This is a genomic window from Bacillus sp. PK6-16 (genome assembly GCF_056530295.1).
In genome coordinates this window covers 2,801,218-2,818,948 of sequence record NZ_CP096511.1, presented here as the reverse complement: position 1 = coordinate 2,818,948, position 17,731 = coordinate 2,801,218, and the positions used below count along the sequence as shown (strand labels likewise).

Below are 17,731 nucleotides of genomic sequence, written 5' to 3'. Positions count from 1 at the left end.
AACCATCTTTTTGGAAATTTCAGCAATGTTTACATTAGCAACAAAAGCCACCGTAATAAGGGGCTTTTGTCTTAAATAATTTAATGATATGTGTACCCTCCATCAGGAAATAATACATTACCCGTAGTAAAACTATTTTGCATTAAATATAGGACAGTATGTGCAATTTCATCATTATATCCAGCTCGTTGTACAAGTGAAAGAGATTTATAAGCTTCGTAAGCAACTAGTCTATTTTCATTTTGTTCATTTTCTCTTTGTATTGTTCCAGGAGAAACCACATTAACTCTAATAGGAGCTAATTCCACAGCTAAGGCCTTCCCTAAACTTTCAATAGCACCATTGCAAGCTCCATAAGCAGGCGCACCTTTAAGTGGTCTTTGACTAAAGGCACCGGACATTAACACGATCGATCCAGAGTTTGAAAGAAAAGGAATTGCATATTTTACGGCATAATATTGAGGCCAAAACTTTCCGATGAAGCTACTTTCAGCAATTTCCTCTGTAGAGGTAATTGGTCCAAGTGTATAAGAGGCTCCCGGTGTGAATAAATGATCAAAGTTCCCAACTGTCTTGAAAAAATTTTGTAATTGCTCTTTATTTTGATTATCCAATATATAAGTTTGAAGATGATTGTTATTTATTACTTCTCGAGCAACTTTTAATTTTTCTTCCGAGCGTCCGGCAATAATAACATGTGCGCCTTGTTTAATTGCTTGAGTTGCTGTTGCTAATCCAATACCAGAACTCCCGCCAATGATAACAATACGGCTATTTTCTAATGTAGTAATAGACATATTTTAGCCACTCCTTTAATAAAAAACTTTAGAATATAACTGTGCTATGCTTTTATTATTCGCTAAAAGGGAGCAAGTGAAAAGTACGCACTTTATATGTACATAGTCGCAAATTTCGTACTAATTGCTATTTATGCGGATAAGTAATACGAAAAATTTCTACATATTGTTTATCCCGCATTAACGGGCAGTAAAACTCTCACCTCAAAGTTAGGAAAATGCAAGGAAGTTAGGTAAGAGATCAACTGCCCGTAAAAGCCCGATTGGTTCAACTAATAATCAGTGTGGGATGAACAAAACCCCCACTGATTAAAGTTTCACTTTATGATATCTGAGGAGAGGTGAGAAAAATGGATTTACAAGAACCGAAGTTAAAAGGGGTAATAGCAACATTACAAATAATCGGTGGGAAATGGAAGCCGCTCATTTTATTTATTTTGCTAACAGATGGAACGAAACGTTTTGGTGAATTAAAGAGATTAATACCAGATATATCTCAAGGGACGTTAGCAAAGCAATTACGTGAATTAGAGCAAGATCAACTAATAAAACGCGAAATTTATCAAGAAATACCACCTAAAGTAGAATATAGCTTAACTGAACATGGAAAAACAGTCAGTATTGTTTTGGATAGTATGTGTAGTTGGGGAAGAGGGCATTTAGAACATATAGATAAAGATAAACCATAAAAATATTATGTAAACTTATTGTAGTTTGAAGGGAAATGTTGTTTTAATAATTTGTATTTTATAATATATAATTAAGGAGTGTCGTAGGTTATTATACATATTTAATTTATTTTTACAAAGGGGAAATAATAAGATGAACGAATTAGAGTATAAAAGCTTCTATGATAAAGTAGGAAGATTAAATGGATGGGATTTTAGTAAAATAAAATGTGAAACTGTAGGAGATACATGGAACTTTTATAGTGAGGTAAAAGAAAGGTGTAAACCATCACATATTTTACTTGATGTTGGTACAGGCGGAGGAGAAAATGTACTTAACATAGCATCATCAGCTAAATTGTTGATTGGAATTGATAATTCTAACGGCATGATTGAAACGGCACATTCCAACTTGAAAAAATCAGGTGTACAAAATGTTGAGTTTCTTCAAATGGGTTCTGAAGCGTTAACGTTTCAGAATGCCCATTTTGATATCGCTTCAAGTTGTCACGCACCGTTTATAGCATCTGAGTTAGCGAAAGTAATGAAACGAGGTGCTTTTTTCTTAACGCAACAAGTAAGTGAGAATGATAAATTAAACCTGAAAGAAGCATTTGGCAGAGGACAATGCTTAGATGAACGAGATGGCACTTTAAAAGAAAAGTATATGGATGAACTTATTAGTGCAGGATTTGATCTCGTGCAAGTACGTGAATATGATGTTACTGATTATTACAGTACGTCTGAAGATCTCATTTTCTTATTAAAACATACGCCTATTATTCCTAGATTTGGAGAAGAGGAAGAAGATTTTACTATTTTACAAAAGTTCATTGAAACGAATAGTTCTGAAAAAGGGATTCGTACGAATTCAAAAAGATTTATGATTATCGCTGTTAAATTATAATATATTTTAGTGTAAAAGCTGCTTTTCTTTAAATGAAAAGCAGCTTTTTGTGTGGAAAAGAATACAGGAAATACTTGAAAATAATAGAAATAAATAAAGTATAAATTAAAAAATCAAAATATGGAGGATAAATGTTTTGAAACGTTACTATATTAGCAATGAAAAAATAAATGTACATATTACTGAATGGGGGAATAATGACAAGCCCGTTATCTTTTGTTTACATGGATTAGGTAGTACGAGTTTAAGTTTTATAGAAATTGCTGAAGAATTAAAAGAAGAGTATAGATTTATCTCCGTTGATGCACCTGGACACGGTAAAACCCCGCCATTTGAAAGAACAGAAGATTATGAGATGCAAAATTTAGCAAATTGGTTAAATGAAATAATAAATGAATTGAGAATCGAACACTTCTATTTTCTATCACATTCATGGGGAAGTTTTGTAGCGTTATTTTATTTGTTAAATCATCCAGAAAAAGTACAAGGAAGTATTCTTATTGATGGTGGATATCAAACAAAAAGGCTTCAAGAAGAAGCGTTGGAAGAAGAAATTGCTTATTATGAAAAAGACTTTGATGAATACGTTTTTAATAATTGGGACGAATTTTTCAAAAGTGAAAAAGAAGCTTATACTAGGTGGTCTTCATTGTTAGAAGTTGCTGTAAAGGATCTAGGGATCGAAATGGATAATAAAGTATGGTGGCATGCCAGGGGGAATACAGCTAATAATATAATAAGAGGTATGCATAAAGATGAAACAATAGATATATATGAGAAGCTACCGGCTAATATTGTATTACTTCGAGCTACAGTCCCACAAGTTTGGGCGGATTATAGAGATAAGACAGTACATGTTTTTAAAGAGAAAACGGACAGTATAGTAAAAGTAATTCCTGATACTACACACATGTTGCACTGGGATAAACAAGAAATTGTTATAGCGGAAATAAAAAATAATTGGGGCTAACATATTCATACTAAAGTTGTAGTTTCTATATGAAAAATCCATCCTTCCGTTTGATTTTATCTGTTTATAAGTGTAATACAATACGAATAGATAATAAGAAATGAGGGGGAATGTAAAGTGATTACACATATATCAGATATAAAACTACAAACGGTTTCCATAGAAGGGGTAAAACAAGTTTATAAGGACATATTATCTTTTCCAATAAAAAAAGAAACAGCATCCTTCATTCAATTTGAAGTAACACCTTATACAACAATTAGTTTTCAAGAAGTGTATGAACCAATTGTACCTGCACATTTTGCTTTTGAAATCCCATATTCAAAATTTCATGAAACAGCAAGATGGCTTGAGGAGTCTGGATTACTCATTGTGAAATGGAAAGATGGTCATATAATTGATGAAGAGGATGGTCGATTCAATTTATACTTTAAAGACGGAGATGGAAATCTACTCGAAATTATCGCGCATAGTTATGTTAAAGAAGATGTATTAGTACCGCAGTCACCTTTAAACATTTTATATGTAAGGGAAATTGGTCTTCCTGTTAAAAGTGTACCTGTTTTTACGGAATGGCTAAAATCAAATCTAAATATGAAAACGATGGAAGACGGGGATATTTTTAATTTTGTAGTTGGTGGCACTGCTTATGTCGTCGCAACTTGGTGGCAGCGACCTTGGATTCCAATCGCGATGAAAGCTCTATCACCGAAAGTACACGTTTCTTTTGGAACACCAGACGTCGCATTTTTACAGCGAATCCAAAATAACTTTAAGAAAAATAGTGTATCATTTGAATGTAAACGTAATGAAGTATCATTTATTGAGCAAGGATATACATTTTCAATTGTGCATACATCAGAGTTTCATTCTGATATTCCTAAACAATTAAACTTACCGCTTTCTATTTAAGGATGAAAAGCGGTAAGTTTTTTGTATATTCGTGAAGAAGGTTTTAGCTAGGGTTACAGTGAATTTAAAGAGAAGTATAAGGTGTTATTTTAATTTATGTTAAGGGGAGAAATGAAGTGGTTTTAGGTAATCCAATTGCAAAAGGGAATACTGCAGAAATTTATTTAACTGATGATAAGGTTGTAAAATTATTTAAAGATTACCTCCCAGATACAGAGTCTATAAAGGAAGCAAAAAAACAAAAATATGCGTATTCATGCGGGCTGCCAGTTCCAAACGTATTTGAAGTAATAAAGATACAAAATAGACAGGCAATTATTATGGAACATGTAAAAGGGGACAACATTGGTGATCTTCTGCTTAATAATTTAAATGAGGCAGAGCGTTATATCGGTCTTTGTGTTAATGAGCAAAAAAATTTGATTTTGAGTAAGGAAGAGAAAGTGAAAGTTATAGATTGGGTAGATGCTAGTTCAGGTGATATTCGCGCAGATGTATTTCGAACATACTTGTTGTACTCACAATCTTCGGTAGAATTAGCTGAGATGTATTTACATATATATTGCAGTCGTACCGGCTTATCAAGAGATGAAGTTTTTCAATGGGCTCCTATAATTATTGCAGCTAGATTTTCTGAAAAAGTATCACCGCAAAATGAAGTGTATTTGAAAAGATTATTGAATCAGTATTTATAAGTCATAAAAAAGGCTGTCAGCTAATTAATAAATGCTGTTGTTTAACCAAAGTTTCCTTGCAGTTAAACAACAGCATTCTTAAATATTGATATAGGTATTCTCATTTTCGATCTTCATCCTATAAAGGTTCATAATCCGTACGTGTTCCTCCGTTAAGTCTTCTTTATCCCAATACATATGCATTAAGCTATACTCAAAAATCTCCTTTAATTTAATAAATAATGGAAACTTGTCTATCATCTCTTTTGGTAGCTCATTTTCCTCTTGGTAGCCTTCAAATAGTGCTTTTGTAATAGAATACTCATAGTCAACGATATTCCCATTTCCAGCGAATGAATATTCTATCGCACTATAAATAGGAACGGCTAAATCGAATATGTAAAAATGTTTTTCGCAGTCTTGAAAATCTATCATTGTTAAGTTTGAATTATTTTCGACTAAAATGTTTTCTAACCATAAATCTCCGTGTATTAAGCCGTAATTTGAAGGGGATTTTGGTAGCTCTTTTATGGAAGTTAAAACGTCAGATGCAATTTCTCTTATTGTATTTTCTTCTTTAGGGATGTATTTAAGAAAATTATATTCTTCATTTTCATACCAATCGTTTATATGTTTTACTGGTTTAATCTTTTCAAAGCTTTTAGATATACGATGTAATTTTCCGATTTGTTTACCAAGTTTTTTAAATATATTAGAATTCCATTCAGACCTTGGTAAATGTATACCAGGAGCAGCTTTATATAATACAGCAAAAATCTCCTTTTCTAATGGGAATTTTTCTACAAAATTTCCTTGTAATGAAGGGATTATTGGTGGAACACCTAAACCATTTTGATATAAAAAATTCGTATATAAAACTTCCTCTATCTGTTCTTCATATGTTTTGTAGTTTGTAATTCTACTGAAGTATGTACCTTGTTCTGTAAGACATTCATACATCTCATTTGTTATTGGCTTAATGTTAATAAAATTCAACGGATACTGTTCATTTATGAATTGAAGTATTTCTTTTTCTAGCTTGTTCATTGAAACGTCCTTTCCAAACCTTAATTTTTTAACTTGGGAATTAATAGAATTTTATTTTATAAAATTCGTGTTTAATTTTTGAAATCCTTTAAAATGAAATATGATGTAAATTGACCTTTAATAATTAGTAAGGTGTTGCCAACATACTCATTAACGCTAAATTGAAAAATGAATAGAAGGTATGACAAAATAAGATAGATGAAAAAATATAAAATTAATACTTATATATAGATTATAAAGACTTTAGAGAAAGGCTCATGTTATAAAACACAAGAAATATCAAAAGAAAGAAACGCACTTCTCCTATACTTTTAAATAAGGAGTGAAGGAAATGAATGAACATATACAGCAGATGATTAATTGGATTGAGAGCAATTTAAAAAAGAGATTTTCATTAGATGAATTATCTCGTTACATGGGGTATTCTCCTTATTATTGCTCTTTTAAATTTCATCAAGTAACGGGTTTCAGTATTAGACGTTATATTCTTCTTAGAAGGTTGTATTTATCTACGGAAGATTTAAAGAATGGTAGGAAGATAATTGAGGTCGCATTGGATTACGATTACTCTTCCCAAGAGGCTTATAGTAGAAGTTTTAAAAATGTTTTTGGAATGAATCCAAGAGAATACCAACTTAACAAAATGCCTATTCAATCATTTGTTAAACTAAATTTAAATAAAGAAGGGGCGTTTAAAATGAATATTTCTAGAAAAATAGAGGTTGAACAGTTACGAGACAGGAAGAGTGAGCTATTTGATAAAGAGGTACTTAACATATTAAATGGTCAAGTTATGTATGAAGAATTTAAAAACGAAAAGCTAATGGGTGATTCTGATTATGCACCATTTAATGAGGCAATGTGTGTGAACTCGGCTACTACTCAAGTTTTTAATGAAGAGTTTATTAAAACAAGAGCGAAAGGACATAACAGTTCAGTAGAAAGTTATATAAAAAAGGTTATAGATCCGTTAGAAAACCTTTTTACGAAAAAGTATAAATGTATTGTTCTATGGTTTGGTGAAGATATGTTTTGCCAAATGAATTTACTTACCATACTTTCTCACCTTGAACAGTCTGCTTATGAAGGGAAGGTATACTTAAATAGCTTTAGAGAGGATGAATTTAAAGTAAATCAAATTGAACTTGAATTGGGGAATTATTCTTCTATATACAATGAAGTATTAGTAAACCATAAAAAGACCTCTCATAAGGTACCACCTGTAATGTATCAGGCTATAGACTTATTTTTAGAAATGTTAACTGAAGATAATGCAGTAATGAAATTCATTTCTAAAAATAAAGATTTATCAACTCAAGAATTATTAACGAAGTTGTTTCATCTTTTTCCTACAATCGGATATGGAGATTCTCAGTACATAGAACTGATTAATAAAATAAAGAAGAAAACTACACCAAAAATATAGGTGCAGCTTTCTTCTTATAATTGCTCAAGTAATTCTAATTCTTTTTCTACAAATAGCATTAATTCTTTAATTGTTTCACCAGAAAAATCAAAACGAATACCGGCTGCATCATACACTTCTTTTATAGATTGCGAGCTTCCTAGTGATAATGCCTTTTTATAATTTTCTAGTGCTTGCTTAGGATCCTCTTTATATTGTTTATACATTTGTAATGCACCAAGTTGGGCGATCGCATATTCAATATAATAAAATGGTACTTCAAAAATATGGAGTACAGGTAACCAACTCGTTGCTATCCAGTTTTCGTAGCCATCAATATGTATGACGCTAGACTGATAATGTTTTTGAAGTTGTAAGTATTTTTCATTTCTTTCTTCAGAAGTATGACTTGGATTTTCATACAGCCAGTGTTGAAATTGATCGACAATAAGCATAATAGGTAAATATGAAATAACATCTTTAAAGAAGTTAATTTTTGCTTGTTTTAAATCTTTTTTGTCTGTATAGAAGGTATCCCAATAATTAAGCGAGAATAACTCCATTGTCATACTGGCTAGCTCAGCTGTTTCAGCTGGAATTTCTATATACTGTCGTAATTTTAATGGTTTTATGAGTTCGTTATGAATGCTATGCCCCATTTCATGTATAAAAGTGACAATATCATCTTGTGTATAATTTAAGTTCATAAAAATATAAGATAATTGTGAAGCTGGTAAGTACTCACAAAAGCCACCAGCTGCTTTTCCTTTGCGGCTTGTTAAATCAAGACAATTGTGTTTATACATTCGGTTTAAAAGTGCTGAAAATTCAACATCTAGTTTATTAAAGATATGAGTGCTCTTTTCAATTAAATCATTTTCATTTGCAATTGGTTTAAGTACTTTTTGATCTGGAGTTACAGCTGATACATCCCACGGGCGAAGCGTATCCACTTGCAGTTTCTCTTTTTTCTCTAGTAATATTTTATCTTTAAGAGGCACAACATACTTACGTATGGATTCAGCTAGTTCATAGCAATCTATCGCTGAATAATCAAAACGCTCGTATTTTTTGAACATATAATCGCGATAATTCTCTAGTTGAATATTTTTTGCTTTTTGATGGCGAATTTCAATTAATTGATTTAATATGTTTTGGAGTTCTTTTTCAACAGATAAAAATTGTTCAGAAATAATGGTTTTTGCCTTTTTACGGATGTCACGATTCGAATCTTGTAAATACGATTGTAATTCTGTTATCGTTTTTTCTTCTCCGGCCCAAATAGCACTTAATCCTCCAGTGATTTCAAAGTACTCTGTGACTAATTTGTCTTCCTTTATTTCTAATTCGATATTGTCCTCACAAAATAACTTTTGAGCATTTTTTATTTTTGCATCTAATAAACCATATAGATTAGAATCTAATTCCATTCGAAAAGGTGACTCTAAATATTTATTATCCAATAAATTTTGGTACCGCTTTAAAAGTGGCTTTACAAATTGTTGATCATGTTCAAAAGTATCTTTTATTTCTTCATCATCCGTATTACATTGAAAGGCGATATAATGTGATCTTAATTGTTCTTCGATTTCCCAAATCATTTTTGACTGCTCTTTTAACCAATTTTCAAGGTCTAGTTTTGAAGAAATCATTTTGTTTAATAAAGACGAAAGAGTTTTTTCTAATTGTAGTACATTACTAATATCAATCGTATTTACATGTTGCATTATATATCCCTCACTTTTTATGTATTCATAGAGATATTCTATTTATTAATTGTAATTCCCTTGTTAAGTGGGGTAAATGTGAAATAATGTTAAATTTAATAATTAAAGAAGGTATTTATATGTCAAAGTAAAAAGTTTATCGTAAATGAAAATATATGGAGGGGTGCTGCATGAGAAAGGGAAAGAAGTTACTTGTATTTTTATTTCCACTTGCTTTATTATGTGCCTGTGAGAATGACATTGAAGATGCTAAAAGTGAAGAGTCTATAGTGATGGATATTGCTACAGCCGCGGTAAAGCAGGAATCTTTTTTTAGTGCTGCTATATGGGATGAAAAAGCAAGAATAGTAGATTTAGAGATTGCTGATAGCGAAAATGCTAACGAAATAAAAAAAGAAATTAATAAAAGATTGCAAATTCAAGGCGTTATGTCCTATAAAGTAAATGTATCTCAAAGAAACAAGGAGATTGTAAATGCAGAACATAGATGGGAGTTAGTTTTTGGACAGATATTTGATGGCGTATTCAGAAAAAATGGATATGAAGGGGTTGGTATTCAGCAAATAAATTATAAAAAGAATCAACCTGTTACCATTGATATAAAAACTAAGATTAGCGATGATGAAGTAGGGGCGAGAGAACTTGGACAGAAAATAGAAAAAGAAGTTGAAGGGGTACTTAAAACAGAAGCAGTAAAGAAATGGATTGAAAATGATTCATATGCTATTGGGATTTACGATATAGATGATCGGAAAATTAACTAATTGAGGAATGAATGCTATATGAATGAAAAATCGATATAATTAAATATAAAATTGCTGAAGGAGGTGTAAGATGTATAAGTATTTACATATTTTAAACGACATAGAAAATATGATTCAAAATGGAGAAATAAGAGAAGGAAAGAAATTACCATCTATACGGTCACTCGTTACGCAATATGAATGTAATAAGGCAACAGTTATACGTGCTCTTCATGAATTAGAAAAGCGTCACATTATATATTCTGTCCCTCAAAGTGGATACTACGTTGTTAAAAAATCAGAGAGTACTATAGAAAATAACGAGATAATTGATTTTGCCTCCTCAGCACCAGATCCAGATGTTTTTCCGTATTTAGATTTTCAACATTGTATTAATAAGGCTATTGATACGTATAAAAATGATTTGTTTGTATATGGAACGCCGAAAGGCTTACCATCTTTAATACCAGTTATTCAAAAACAACTAGCAAATTATCAAGTCTTTACAAAAGAAGAAAATATTTTTATAACATCAGGTGTTCAGCAGGCACTTGCTATATTAACTTCTATACCATTTCCGAATGGAAATGAAACGGTATTAATTGAACAACCAACATATCATCTATATATTGATTATCTAGAAATAAATAAAGTTCCTGTAATCGGTATTAAACGTACGAATGAAGGTATCGATTTGAATGAATTGGAGCAAATATTTCAAACCGGAAAAATAAAATTCTTCTATACGATACCGAGATATCATCATCCGCTTGGAACGTCTTATTCTAAAGATGAGAAAGAAAAAATCACACTATTGGCTAAGAAATACAATGTATTTATAGTGGAAGATGATTATTTAGCAGATTTAGAAACTGATTCAAAAGCAGATCCATTATATAGCTTGGATAATTGTAGTCATGTCATATATTTGAAAAGTTATTCGAAGATTATTTTTCCAGGTTTACGGGTTGGAGTTGCGGTCATTCCACCATCCATTGCAAATGCGTTCTATACATACAAAAAAATACTAGATATTGATAGTCCGATGATTTCTCAAGCGGCTTTAGAAATTTATATAAAGAGCGGTATGTTTGAACGTCATAAAAGTAAAATTAATTCTTCCTACTACAATAGATCAATAAAACTAGCAGAAACATTAGAAAAAGTGCAAAATGAAAATTCATCATTATTTACATATAATAGACAAAACACACTTGGAATACACACCTGTTTAGAAATGCAGAAAAACATAGTTACAGAAACACTTATACAAAAATTAGGTGACATGCAAATAAGTGTCGATACTATTGATAAGAATTATATGAGGAATTTCCCTAAAGAAAAACTATTAAAATTAAATGTTTCGAATGTAAAAGAAGATAAGATTGAAGAAGGTATTCGTAAAGTAATTGGGGAAATCAAGCAATTAAGACAGTTTAATTTTCAGTTTAGAAAAGAATAATTTGAATTAGGAGGTTTGTTTGGTTTTGAGGCGAAAAATCATTCTCTTGTTTGTATGTAGCGCTATAGTAGTTGGTGTAATGGTTGTGGCTAAATATAAAAAAAGAGATCAATGCATAGCAGTTGCAAAGTATTCAAGAGGTATTATTGTAGATCAAAATAACGAACCTATAACTAATGTGAAAATTTATGAAGATTCAATTGAAAGTAAGATGCGTAGTATTTCAAATGCACAAGGTGAATTTGAAATACCACATGGAGTTTGTGGTGAAATTGCATTAAAATTAGTTACTCAGAATGGGGAAGTCTATACGAGAAAATATGATAAGGATCATGTATAAGAAGAAAACTAAAGGTGAATAAAATGAAACCATTACAGAGAAAAGTAGCAGTTGTGGACGGAGCAACTATATATGTAACTGAATAACTATATGTTTTTTAAGAGCGCTCTTAGAAAAGAGTGCTCTTTTTCATTAATGTAAATATTTACTTAGCATCTTTTTAAAATGATTTTTATCATAATTTACATATTGTGTAGCTGTATTTCGTATTGGATCTCCGGCATAAAATCTTTCATACAATTCGTGTCTAGATCCTAATGGACTTCCAATGATATCCCAGGTCAACTTAAATAATTTTGTGCGTTGTTCGGCATCTATATTCGTTCCTTTAAAGTACTTTTTCAATAAATCAGCTATCGGACTTTGGAAGTCATTCGAGCTCGAAGGAAGTTGAATGAACCCACCTGCTCCAATTAATTGTAAAATTTCTATTGCACGGGGATAATATTTGGAACCAAGATTCCTTGCAGTTTCGATATATTTAAAATTCGGCAAATAAGTTTTCGTTTCATTTGTAGTACCTTCAACTTCTGCAGCAATTAAAAGTGCGCGAATTGTTTCGATTTGCATAATTAATTCCCCAAGCTTCTCTTGAACATGCAAATAAGTAGTAGCACCGATCGCTTCAGCAATTTCACAAGCAATTGCAGTTATAAATTCTAGCTTTACTATTAATCGTACAATTGCTTGGTGATAAGCTAAACTACTAGAAGCTACATCTGACTTTATTGCCCATAACGCTTCAGGGTTGTTATATAGTAAGACTCGTTCCCATGGTACAAATACATTATCAAAGATTAATAGTGCATCCATTTCATCGTACTGTGAGCTAAGAGGGGAATCAACTGTAATTGAATGTGTATTCGCAAATGGTTCTCTACAAACCATATGTAATCCAGGGGAATTGGCTGCCACAATGAGAAAGTGAGCTAAATCTTTTTGAGTATCAGTCAGTTTTGCTAATGGATAGATTAATAAATCATTTGAATAAGGAGAAGCAGTACCGATCATTTTAGCACCACTTAAATAAATTCCGTCAGAAGTTTTCTTCGTAACTCTTAGTAATCCTAAGTCATTTGTATTCAACATTGATTCTGTAGATCGATTTATTTGTGGATCACGTTGAACTACGCTTAAGAACAAGTGATTATCTCTCGCTTCTTCATAATAAGATGTAATTTTATCTGGAAACGGTACATCGAATTTTTTATAAAAATATTTTGATACGTACCAGCCGGTAAGTCTCGATCTTGCGTAATCAGATAGTCTACTCATTACACCGTCTGTAGCATAACTCCACGTTTCAAAAGCGGTTCTCCTCATTAATAATTCGTTATAGGAATTCGGAATTAAAAAGGCTGTATGGACAAATTCTTTCGTTTTTGGGCTAACATATCCCACAGAATCTCTTCGTATTGGATCATCAAACAATGAAAATAAATTAGAAATGGTACTTAATGTTCCTGCAAAATGTTTGTCTGTAGTTACATCTACTTTTTGTCCATAGAGCCAAACGTTACGACCATCTTGTAAGCTCTTTATATAGTAATCTTTCAAATTTTGCATATTTCCTCCTTCTAAAGACTATTCATATATTTGGACATCTTTTAATGGTGGGGAATATACGTGGAAAGTTATTACTGCCGAATCTGTAGCATTATACATTTTATGCACAGTATCTTTTTTTACTGTGAAAATATTTCCCTCTGTAAACTCTTCAATCCGCTCGCTATTATTTTCGTACGTTATATTTTGTAGCGTACCATTGACTATTAGTATACATCCTACAGATATTCCGTGATCGTGCACAAAAGTCTTTGCTTTGCTGGGGAAATTTAATACTAAAATCTCTACAAATTCAGACTGATAGATAACGTTCCGTCCGTATTCAAGATTAACTGGTGAAGTAATAAAAGGAGATATTTTATGAAGTGAAATATTTAATGATTGAATAGCGTGTATTAAATTGACCGTATCGTAGTTACATAGGTTATTAAACGTTTTTTGTATGTTATGAATCAATTGCATGTAAAACTTCCTCCTAAGCATGTACAGTAAAAGAAAACCTAATCTAATATTATATAGAGCGTATTGAATTACATAATATTGTATTGAAACATTTCCAAAAAGTTACTTTTTTTACTTAGGAAGTTCATTTAATTTGAAAATTGCGTTAATTAGTTCCGTTAAAATGATATGCTTGAACTATATATTTTTTATCCCGTTAAATGCCGACTGGTGAGGGCTGATAATCAGTGGAGGATGAACAACCCCCCACTGATTAAAGTTTCACTTTATTGGAAAGGTGATGAAATAAATGGCAGTTCTTTTAGTGGAAAATCTATATCAAATGTCTATTGTTTTACTGATTTTATGTTCATTTTGTTTTTATAGATATTTAAAGAAAATAAAAAAGGAAAGAAAGCTTACAGGTTTTGAAATTACGATGTATATCGTTACGCAACTTGCGTATTTCATTTGGGCGGCAACGACTTTTCTTAAAATGTTATCAGAATAGTAATCTTAAAGTATTAGACGCTGAACAGAAAGGTGCAGGAGCATTAACGGTATAAACGTGGGCAAGGGTAATTTATCATCTATTAGGTAAATAAATTTAGTCGAAATCTAGATGGATAACAATATTACTTATAACATCTTTATAAAAAGAGAGGATATAAATGGAACAATATAAGTTAATTGTAAAAGGGCCTAAACAACTCAAGTGGGAAATAAATGAAATTAAGGACATACAGGACGATGAAATTATCGTTAAAACAATCGCAGGAGCGATAAGCATTGGGGCCGAGTTACCACAGTATAATGGATCCGATGTTACGGAAACGAATCCTTTTTATCCAAGAAAAACTGGATATGAAAGTTATGGTGAAGTGATTCAAGTTGGTAATAAAGTAACACATGTAAACGTAGGTGATAAAGTAGTTTCTTTTTATGGACATGAAACGATAGGGATAGTTAAGGGGCATAAAGTAATCCGAGTGCCTTGTTCTATACAACCTAAAGTTGCTTTATTATCTATTCTTTCGTGTGATGCCGCTAAAGGAGTATTGAAACTAAACCCGCGACAGGATGAAAAAGTACTTATAACTGGAATGGGAGTTATTGGTTTACTCGCTTGTTATTTCTTAAAATACTATGTAGGCATTGAGCACGTGGATGTTGTTGAGCCTAATAAAAATAGAAGAGATTTTGCAAAGAAGTTTGGTCCGAAAAACATATATGATTCAGAAGAGAAAATAATAGAAACATATAATTATGGTTTCGAATGTTCTGCTACAAATAGTGGGTTCCATACTTTGCAAAAAGCTCTTAAAACTAATGGTAAAATATGTATACTATCTGATGGTAATATAGAAGAACTAACATTAACTGCTAACTTTTATCAGAAAGAATTGCAAATCATTGGATCAAGTGATGGATACGATTATCAAAAGCATGCAGATTGTTTTTTTGAAGAAATAGGAAAAACATCATTTATAGAAGAGATCTTTCAACATGAAATACATTATACTTCACTCATACAATGCTTTGATGAATTGAGTTTAGGGATAATTAAACCATTAAAAGTATATGTTTCATATGAATAACGAAAAAAATGAGAAAATATTTGTCACATACCTTACAAATGTTTCGTCACATTTATGATTACTAAATGAGGAGGAACATATATGAAAATATTTGTAGCAGGTGCAACGGGTGTAATAGGACGTTCTTTATTGCCAATGTTAATAAAAAATGGGCATACAGTTTTTGCGATGATCCGTAATACTTCGCAAGTAGAAGCAATGAAAAAGGTTGGTGCCATACCAGTAATAGCTGATGTATTTAATAGAAAGGCTGTATTTTCTGTATTAGAAGAAACAAATCCCGATGTAGTTATTCATCAATTAACGTCATTATCTTCATGGGATTTTGAGGATAATGCAAAAATTAGAACAAAAGGCACTCGTAACCTTGTCGATGCAGCTAAAAATGTAGGGGTACAGAAAATAATCGCTCAAAGTATTTCATGGGCGTATGAACCAGGGGATACATTTGCGACTGAAAAAGATTCACTACATATTACTGCTTCCATGCCTCGACAAGTCACTGTTAATGGCATATTGAAATTAGAAGAAGCTGTTACTGAGTTACCTGAATCGGTAATACTTCGTTATGGCACATTATATGGACCAGGAACATGGTATGCGGAAAACGGATTAATAGCAAATCAAGTTCGTAATCATGAGATTATTGCATCAGATGGGATAATCTCGTTTATACATGTCGAAGATGCTGCAAGAGCTACTATGCTAGCCCTTAATTGGCCTTCAGGAATCGTAAATATTGTAGATAATTATCCAGCAACTAGTAAAGAATGGTTACCAATATATGCAGCAGCGATAGGGGCACCTAAGCCTAAAGTTCAAGATGGGAAAGATAGTTGGGAAAGAGGAGCTTCCAATAATAAGGCGCGTAAAGAGTATGGTTGGATACCTTTATTTCCATCATGGTCTGAAGGGTTTAACAACTTAATAGGTAAGTAAAACACAACTTTAATGGGAATGATAGTAAAATACACCATTAAAGGATTGGGTTATTATGAATATAATTTTGGAAAGCATTATATTAACTTTTACTGGAATAATTGTTTTGAAAATGACAGGTAGTGCATCTGTCAGCCAAATGACAAGAGCTGAAATCATTATAGTTGTATCAATCGGCCGTATTATTGTGGAACCTGTATTAAGTAGAAAAGTAGTCCCATCTATATTTGCGGCTATCATATTTGCAAGCATACTACTTATCATTCATTTCTTTGAATTGAAATCAAGGAAGGTGGAACAATTTCTAAATGGAAGTAACATTATAATTGTTGAAAACGGAGAGATTGTAAAAGAGAATTTGATGCAGGCAAAAATGTCGGAGCAACAACTATATATGCAATTAAGAGAAAAAGGAATCCATGATGTAAAGAGTTTACAGCAAGTTACAGCGGAACCGAATGGTCGTATTGGTTATCAATTAATAAAAGAAGCACAACCAATAACTTTAGAAATGTTAGAAAAAGTATTAGATCGGTACAATATAAAAAGATAATTTCTCGTGAGAAAAAGCCAATACTATAACGGAAGTATTGGCTTTTTTATTTTTCTACAAATGTAAGGATTAATAAAATAGGGTGGATTTTAAACCAATCATTATAATAGATATAGGCTTATAATTGTGCTATATTCAATGGACTTATAGTGAATGTGGTAAAAAATTAATTTGGCATAGGTAGACGCAGCGTTAAAATTTATAAGTTTTTAATGTGGTACTAAAAATGGATTGAAAATAAGGAGATAGATACATAATGGAATTTTGGGAATCAAGTTTTATCGAAAAACAAACGATGTGGGGATTTGAATCTACAGAATCTGCAATTTTGACAAAAGATTTTTTTCTTGAAAAGAACGTTAAAGATATATTAATTCCAGGTATTGGATATGGAAGAAATGCAAAGGTTTTTATCGATAATGGTATAAATGTAACAGGTATTGAAATTTCAAAAACAGCCATTGATTTAGCAAAGCAAAATGGACTAGAAGATATTAGTATCTATCACGGTTCGGTAAATGAGATGCCTTTTAATAACAAACTGTATGATGGGATATTTAGTCATGCACTTCTTCATTTGTTGAATGAACAGGAAAGAGAGAAATTTATTGAAGATTGTTATAATCAGTTAAAACCAGGCGGATATATGGTTTTTACAACTGTTTCTCAAAAAGCCCCAATGTACGGAAAAGGAAAACAGCTGGAGCAAGACTATTATGAAATAATGGAAGGCGTAAAAATGTTCTTCTATGATTCTGAATCTATAAAACGAGATTTTAATCAATATGGATTAGTACAAGTTTCGGAAATTGATGAACCAAATAAGAACGTGGTAAATAAACCTTCAATCAATTTTTTTACGATAAAATGTAAGAGAGAACTATAATTAAAAGTTATTAAGAATGATTAAAGATGTTTATATATTGATTATGCACAAATAAAAAGGACAAGCATATAATAGAAGTACCTATTAACTTTAAGT

Annotated in this window: 19 protein-coding genes; 14 read left to right on the top strand and 5 right to left on the bottom strand. The window is 31.6% G+C overall.

The features are described from left to right. Positions 1-80: 80 nt before the first annotated feature. Positions 81-797 (bottom strand): SDR family oxidoreductase, encoded by a 717-nt coding sequence (locus tag M1D66_RS14535; protein WP_048535362.1) that lies wholly within the window; start codon positions 795-797, stop codon positions 81-83. Between the two features lie 350 nt (positions 798-1,147). Here M1D66_RS14535 and M1D66_RS14530 point away from each other — a divergent pair, with 350 nt between their 5' ends. The 5 genes from M1D66_RS14530 to M1D66_RS14510 all read left to right on the top strand — a co-directional run bounded on the left by M1D66_RS14530 (position 1,148) and on the right by M1D66_RS14510 (position 4,949). Continuing rightward, a complete protein-coding gene (locus M1D66_RS14530; RefSeq protein ID WP_212125778.1) occupies positions 1,148-1,486 on the top strand; it encodes a winged helix-turn-helix transcriptional regulator in 339 nt (112 codons plus the stop codon). Positions 1,487-1,619: 133 nt separating this feature from the next. Continuing rightward, complete coding sequence (locus tag M1D66_RS14525) at positions 1,620-2,372, top strand: class I SAM-dependent methyltransferase (RefSeq protein ID WP_212125777.1); 753 nt, start codon at positions 1,620-1,622, stop codon at positions 2,370-2,372. Positions 2,373-2,508: 136 nt separating this feature from the next. Continuing rightward, entirely contained in the window at positions 2,509-3,342 is an 834-nt protein-coding gene (locus M1D66_RS14520) for an alpha/beta hydrolase (RefSeq protein WP_242554550.1), read from the top strand. A gap of 117 nt (positions 3,343-3,459) precedes the next feature. Next, complete coding sequence (locus M1D66_RS14515) at positions 3,460-4,254, top strand: VOC family protein (protein ID WP_242554549.1); 795 nt, start codon at positions 3,460-3,462, stop codon at positions 4,252-4,254. A gap of 116 nt (positions 4,255-4,370) precedes the next feature. After that, positions 4,371-4,949, top strand: a complete 579-nt coding sequence (locus tag M1D66_RS14510) for an aminoglycoside phosphotransferase family protein (RefSeq protein ID WP_212125776.1) — start codon at positions 4,371-4,373, stop codon at positions 4,947-4,949. A gap of 78 nt (positions 4,950-5,027) precedes the next feature. Here the strand turns inward: M1D66_RS14510 and M1D66_RS14505 are convergent, their stop codons facing one another. After that, positions 5,028-5,975, bottom strand: a complete 948-nt coding sequence (locus tag M1D66_RS14505; RefSeq protein ID WP_242554548.1) for a phosphotransferase enzyme family protein — start codon at positions 5,973-5,975, stop codon at positions 5,028-5,030. Positions 5,976-6,306: 331 nt separating this feature from the next. Between M1D66_RS14505 and M1D66_RS14500 the strand changes: the two genes are divergently transcribed. Then, a complete protein-coding gene (locus M1D66_RS14500) occupies positions 6,307-7,401 on the top strand; it encodes a helix-turn-helix domain-containing protein (protein ID WP_242554547.1) in 1,095 nt (364 codons plus the stop codon). Positions 7,402-7,415: 14 nt separating this feature from the next. Here the strand turns inward: M1D66_RS14500 and M1D66_RS14495 are convergent, their stop codons facing one another. Beyond that, positions 7,416-9,107 carry a M3 family oligoendopeptidase gene (locus tag M1D66_RS14495; RefSeq protein ID WP_242283962.1) on the bottom strand — a complete coding sequence of 564 codons (1,692 nt, stop codon included), beginning with the start codon at positions 9,105-9,107 and terminating at the stop codon, positions 7,416-7,418. A gap of 170 nt (positions 9,108-9,277) precedes the next feature. Here M1D66_RS14495 and M1D66_RS14490 point away from each other — a divergent pair, with 170 nt between their 5' ends. The 3 genes from M1D66_RS14490 (at position 9,278) to M1D66_RS14480 (ending at position 11,652) form a co-directional block, all read left to right on the top strand. Continuing rightward, positions 9,278-9,871 carry a DUF4030 domain-containing protein gene (locus tag M1D66_RS14490; protein WP_048535369.1) on the top strand — a complete coding sequence of 198 codons (594 nt, stop codon included), beginning with the start codon at positions 9,278-9,280 and terminating at the stop codon, positions 9,869-9,871. 70 nt (positions 9,872-9,941) lie between these two features. Continuing rightward, positions 9,942-11,312 (top strand): aminotransferase-like domain-containing protein, encoded by a 1,371-nt coding sequence (locus tag M1D66_RS14485; RefSeq protein ID WP_048535372.1) that lies wholly within the window; start codon positions 9,942-9,944, stop codon positions 11,310-11,312. A gap of 25 nt (positions 11,313-11,337) precedes the next feature. Then, positions 11,338-11,652: a hypothetical protein gene (locus M1D66_RS14480; protein ID WP_048535495.1), complete on the top strand. Its 315-nt coding sequence runs from the start codon at positions 11,338-11,340 to the stop codon at positions 11,650-11,652. 132 nt (positions 11,653-11,784) lie between these two features. Here M1D66_RS14480 and M1D66_RS14475 read toward each other — a convergent pair whose 3' ends face one another. Together M1D66_RS14475 and M1D66_RS14470 are read right to left on the bottom strand one after the other, a co-directional pair. Beyond that, the gene (locus tag M1D66_RS14475) at positions 11,785-13,218 is read right to left on the bottom strand and encodes a 4-hydroxyphenylacetate 3-hydroxylase family protein (protein WP_242554546.1); all 1,434 of its coding nucleotides are present in this window, start codon (positions 13,216-13,218) and stop codon (positions 11,785-11,787) included. Between the two features lie 18 nt (positions 13,219-13,236). Next, on the bottom strand, positions 13,237-13,680 hold the full coding sequence (locus M1D66_RS14470) for a cysteine dioxygenase (protein ID WP_001176004.1): 444 nt from the start codon (positions 13,678-13,680) through the stop codon (positions 13,237-13,239). Positions 13,681-13,969: 289 nt separating this feature from the next. On the opposite strand from M1D66_RS14470, the gene M1D66_RS14465 reads away from it, so the two are divergent. From M1D66_RS14465 to M1D66_RS14445, 5 genes are all read left to right on the top strand, one after another. Further along, complete coding sequence (locus M1D66_RS14465) at positions 13,970-14,170, top strand: hypothetical protein (RefSeq protein ID WP_000279694.1); 201 nt, start codon at positions 13,970-13,972, stop codon at positions 14,168-14,170. A 160-nt stretch (positions 14,171-14,330) separates the two neighbouring features. Further along, positions 14,331-15,257: a zinc-dependent alcohol dehydrogenase gene (locus M1D66_RS14460; protein ID WP_242554545.1), complete on the top strand. Its 927-nt coding sequence runs from the start codon at positions 14,331-14,333 to the stop codon at positions 15,255-15,257. An 81-nt stretch (positions 15,258-15,338) separates the two neighbouring features. Next, a complete protein-coding gene (locus M1D66_RS14455) occupies positions 15,339-16,196 on the top strand; it encodes an NAD-dependent epimerase/dehydratase family protein (RefSeq protein WP_000689432.1) in 858 nt (285 codons plus the stop codon). 55 nt (positions 16,197-16,251) lie between these two features. After that, positions 16,252-16,749: a DUF421 domain-containing protein gene (locus M1D66_RS14450; protein WP_001021410.1), complete on the top strand. Its 498-nt coding sequence runs from the start codon at positions 16,252-16,254 to the stop codon at positions 16,747-16,749. 256 nt (positions 16,750-17,005) lie between these two features. Then, on the top strand, positions 17,006-17,635 hold the full coding sequence (locus M1D66_RS14445; protein WP_000397627.1) for a class I SAM-dependent methyltransferase: 630 nt from the start codon (positions 17,006-17,008) through the stop codon (positions 17,633-17,635). Positions 17,636-17,731 lie beyond the last annotated feature (96 nt).

Bases quoted from the DNA above. Each gene is read 5' to 3' on its own strand.
- M1D66_RS14530 (WP_212125778.1), top strand. From the start codon at position 1,148: ATGGATTTACAAGAACCGAAGTTAAAAGGGGTAATAGCAACATTACAA.
- M1D66_RS14450 (WP_001021410.1), top strand. From the start codon at position 16,252: ATGAATATAATTTTGGAAAGCATTATATTAACTTTTACTGGAATAATT.
- M1D66_RS14455 (WP_000689432.1), top strand. From the start codon at position 15,339: ATGAAAATATTTGTAGCAGGTGCAACGGGTGTAATAGGACGTTCTTTA.
- M1D66_RS14535 (WP_048535362.1), bottom strand. From the start codon at position 797: ATGTCTATTACTACATTAGAAAATAGCCGTATTGTTATCATTGGCGGG.
- M1D66_RS14505 (WP_242554548.1), bottom strand. From the start codon at position 5,975: ATGAACAAGCTAGAAAAAGAAATACTTCAATTCATAAATGAACAGTAT.
- M1D66_RS14525 (WP_212125777.1), top strand. From the start codon at position 1,620: ATGAACGAATTAGAGTATAAAAGCTTCTATGATAAAGTAGGAAGATTA.
- M1D66_RS14470 (WP_001176004.1), bottom strand. From the start codon at position 13,680: ATGCAATTGATTCATAACATACAAAAAACGTTTAATAACCTATGTAAC.
- M1D66_RS14465 (WP_000279694.1), top strand. From the start codon at position 13,970: ATGGCAGTTCTTTTAGTGGAAAATCTATATCAAATGTCTATTGTTTTA.
- M1D66_RS14500 (WP_242554547.1), top strand. From the start codon at position 6,307: ATGAATGAACATATACAGCAGATGATTAATTGGATTGAGAGCAATTTA.
- M1D66_RS14490 (WP_048535369.1), top strand. From the start codon at position 9,278: ATGAGAAAGGGAAAGAAGTTACTTGTATTTTTATTTCCACTTGCTTTA.
- M1D66_RS14460 (WP_242554545.1), top strand. From the start codon at position 14,331: ATGGAACAATATAAGTTAATTGTAAAAGGGCCTAAACAACTCAAGTGG.
- M1D66_RS14445 (WP_000397627.1), top strand. From the start codon at position 17,006: ATGGAATTTTGGGAATCAAGTTTTATCGAAAAACAAACGATGTGGGGA.
- M1D66_RS14475 (WP_242554546.1), bottom strand. From the start codon at position 13,218: ATGCAAAATTTGAAAGATTACTATATAAAGAGCTTACAAGATGGTCGT.
- M1D66_RS14495 (WP_242283962.1), bottom strand. From the start codon at position 9,107: ATGCAACATGTAAATACGATTGATATTAGTAATGTACTACAATTAGAA.
- M1D66_RS14485 (WP_048535372.1), top strand. From the start codon at position 9,942: ATGTATAAGTATTTACATATTTTAAACGACATAGAAAATATGATTCAA.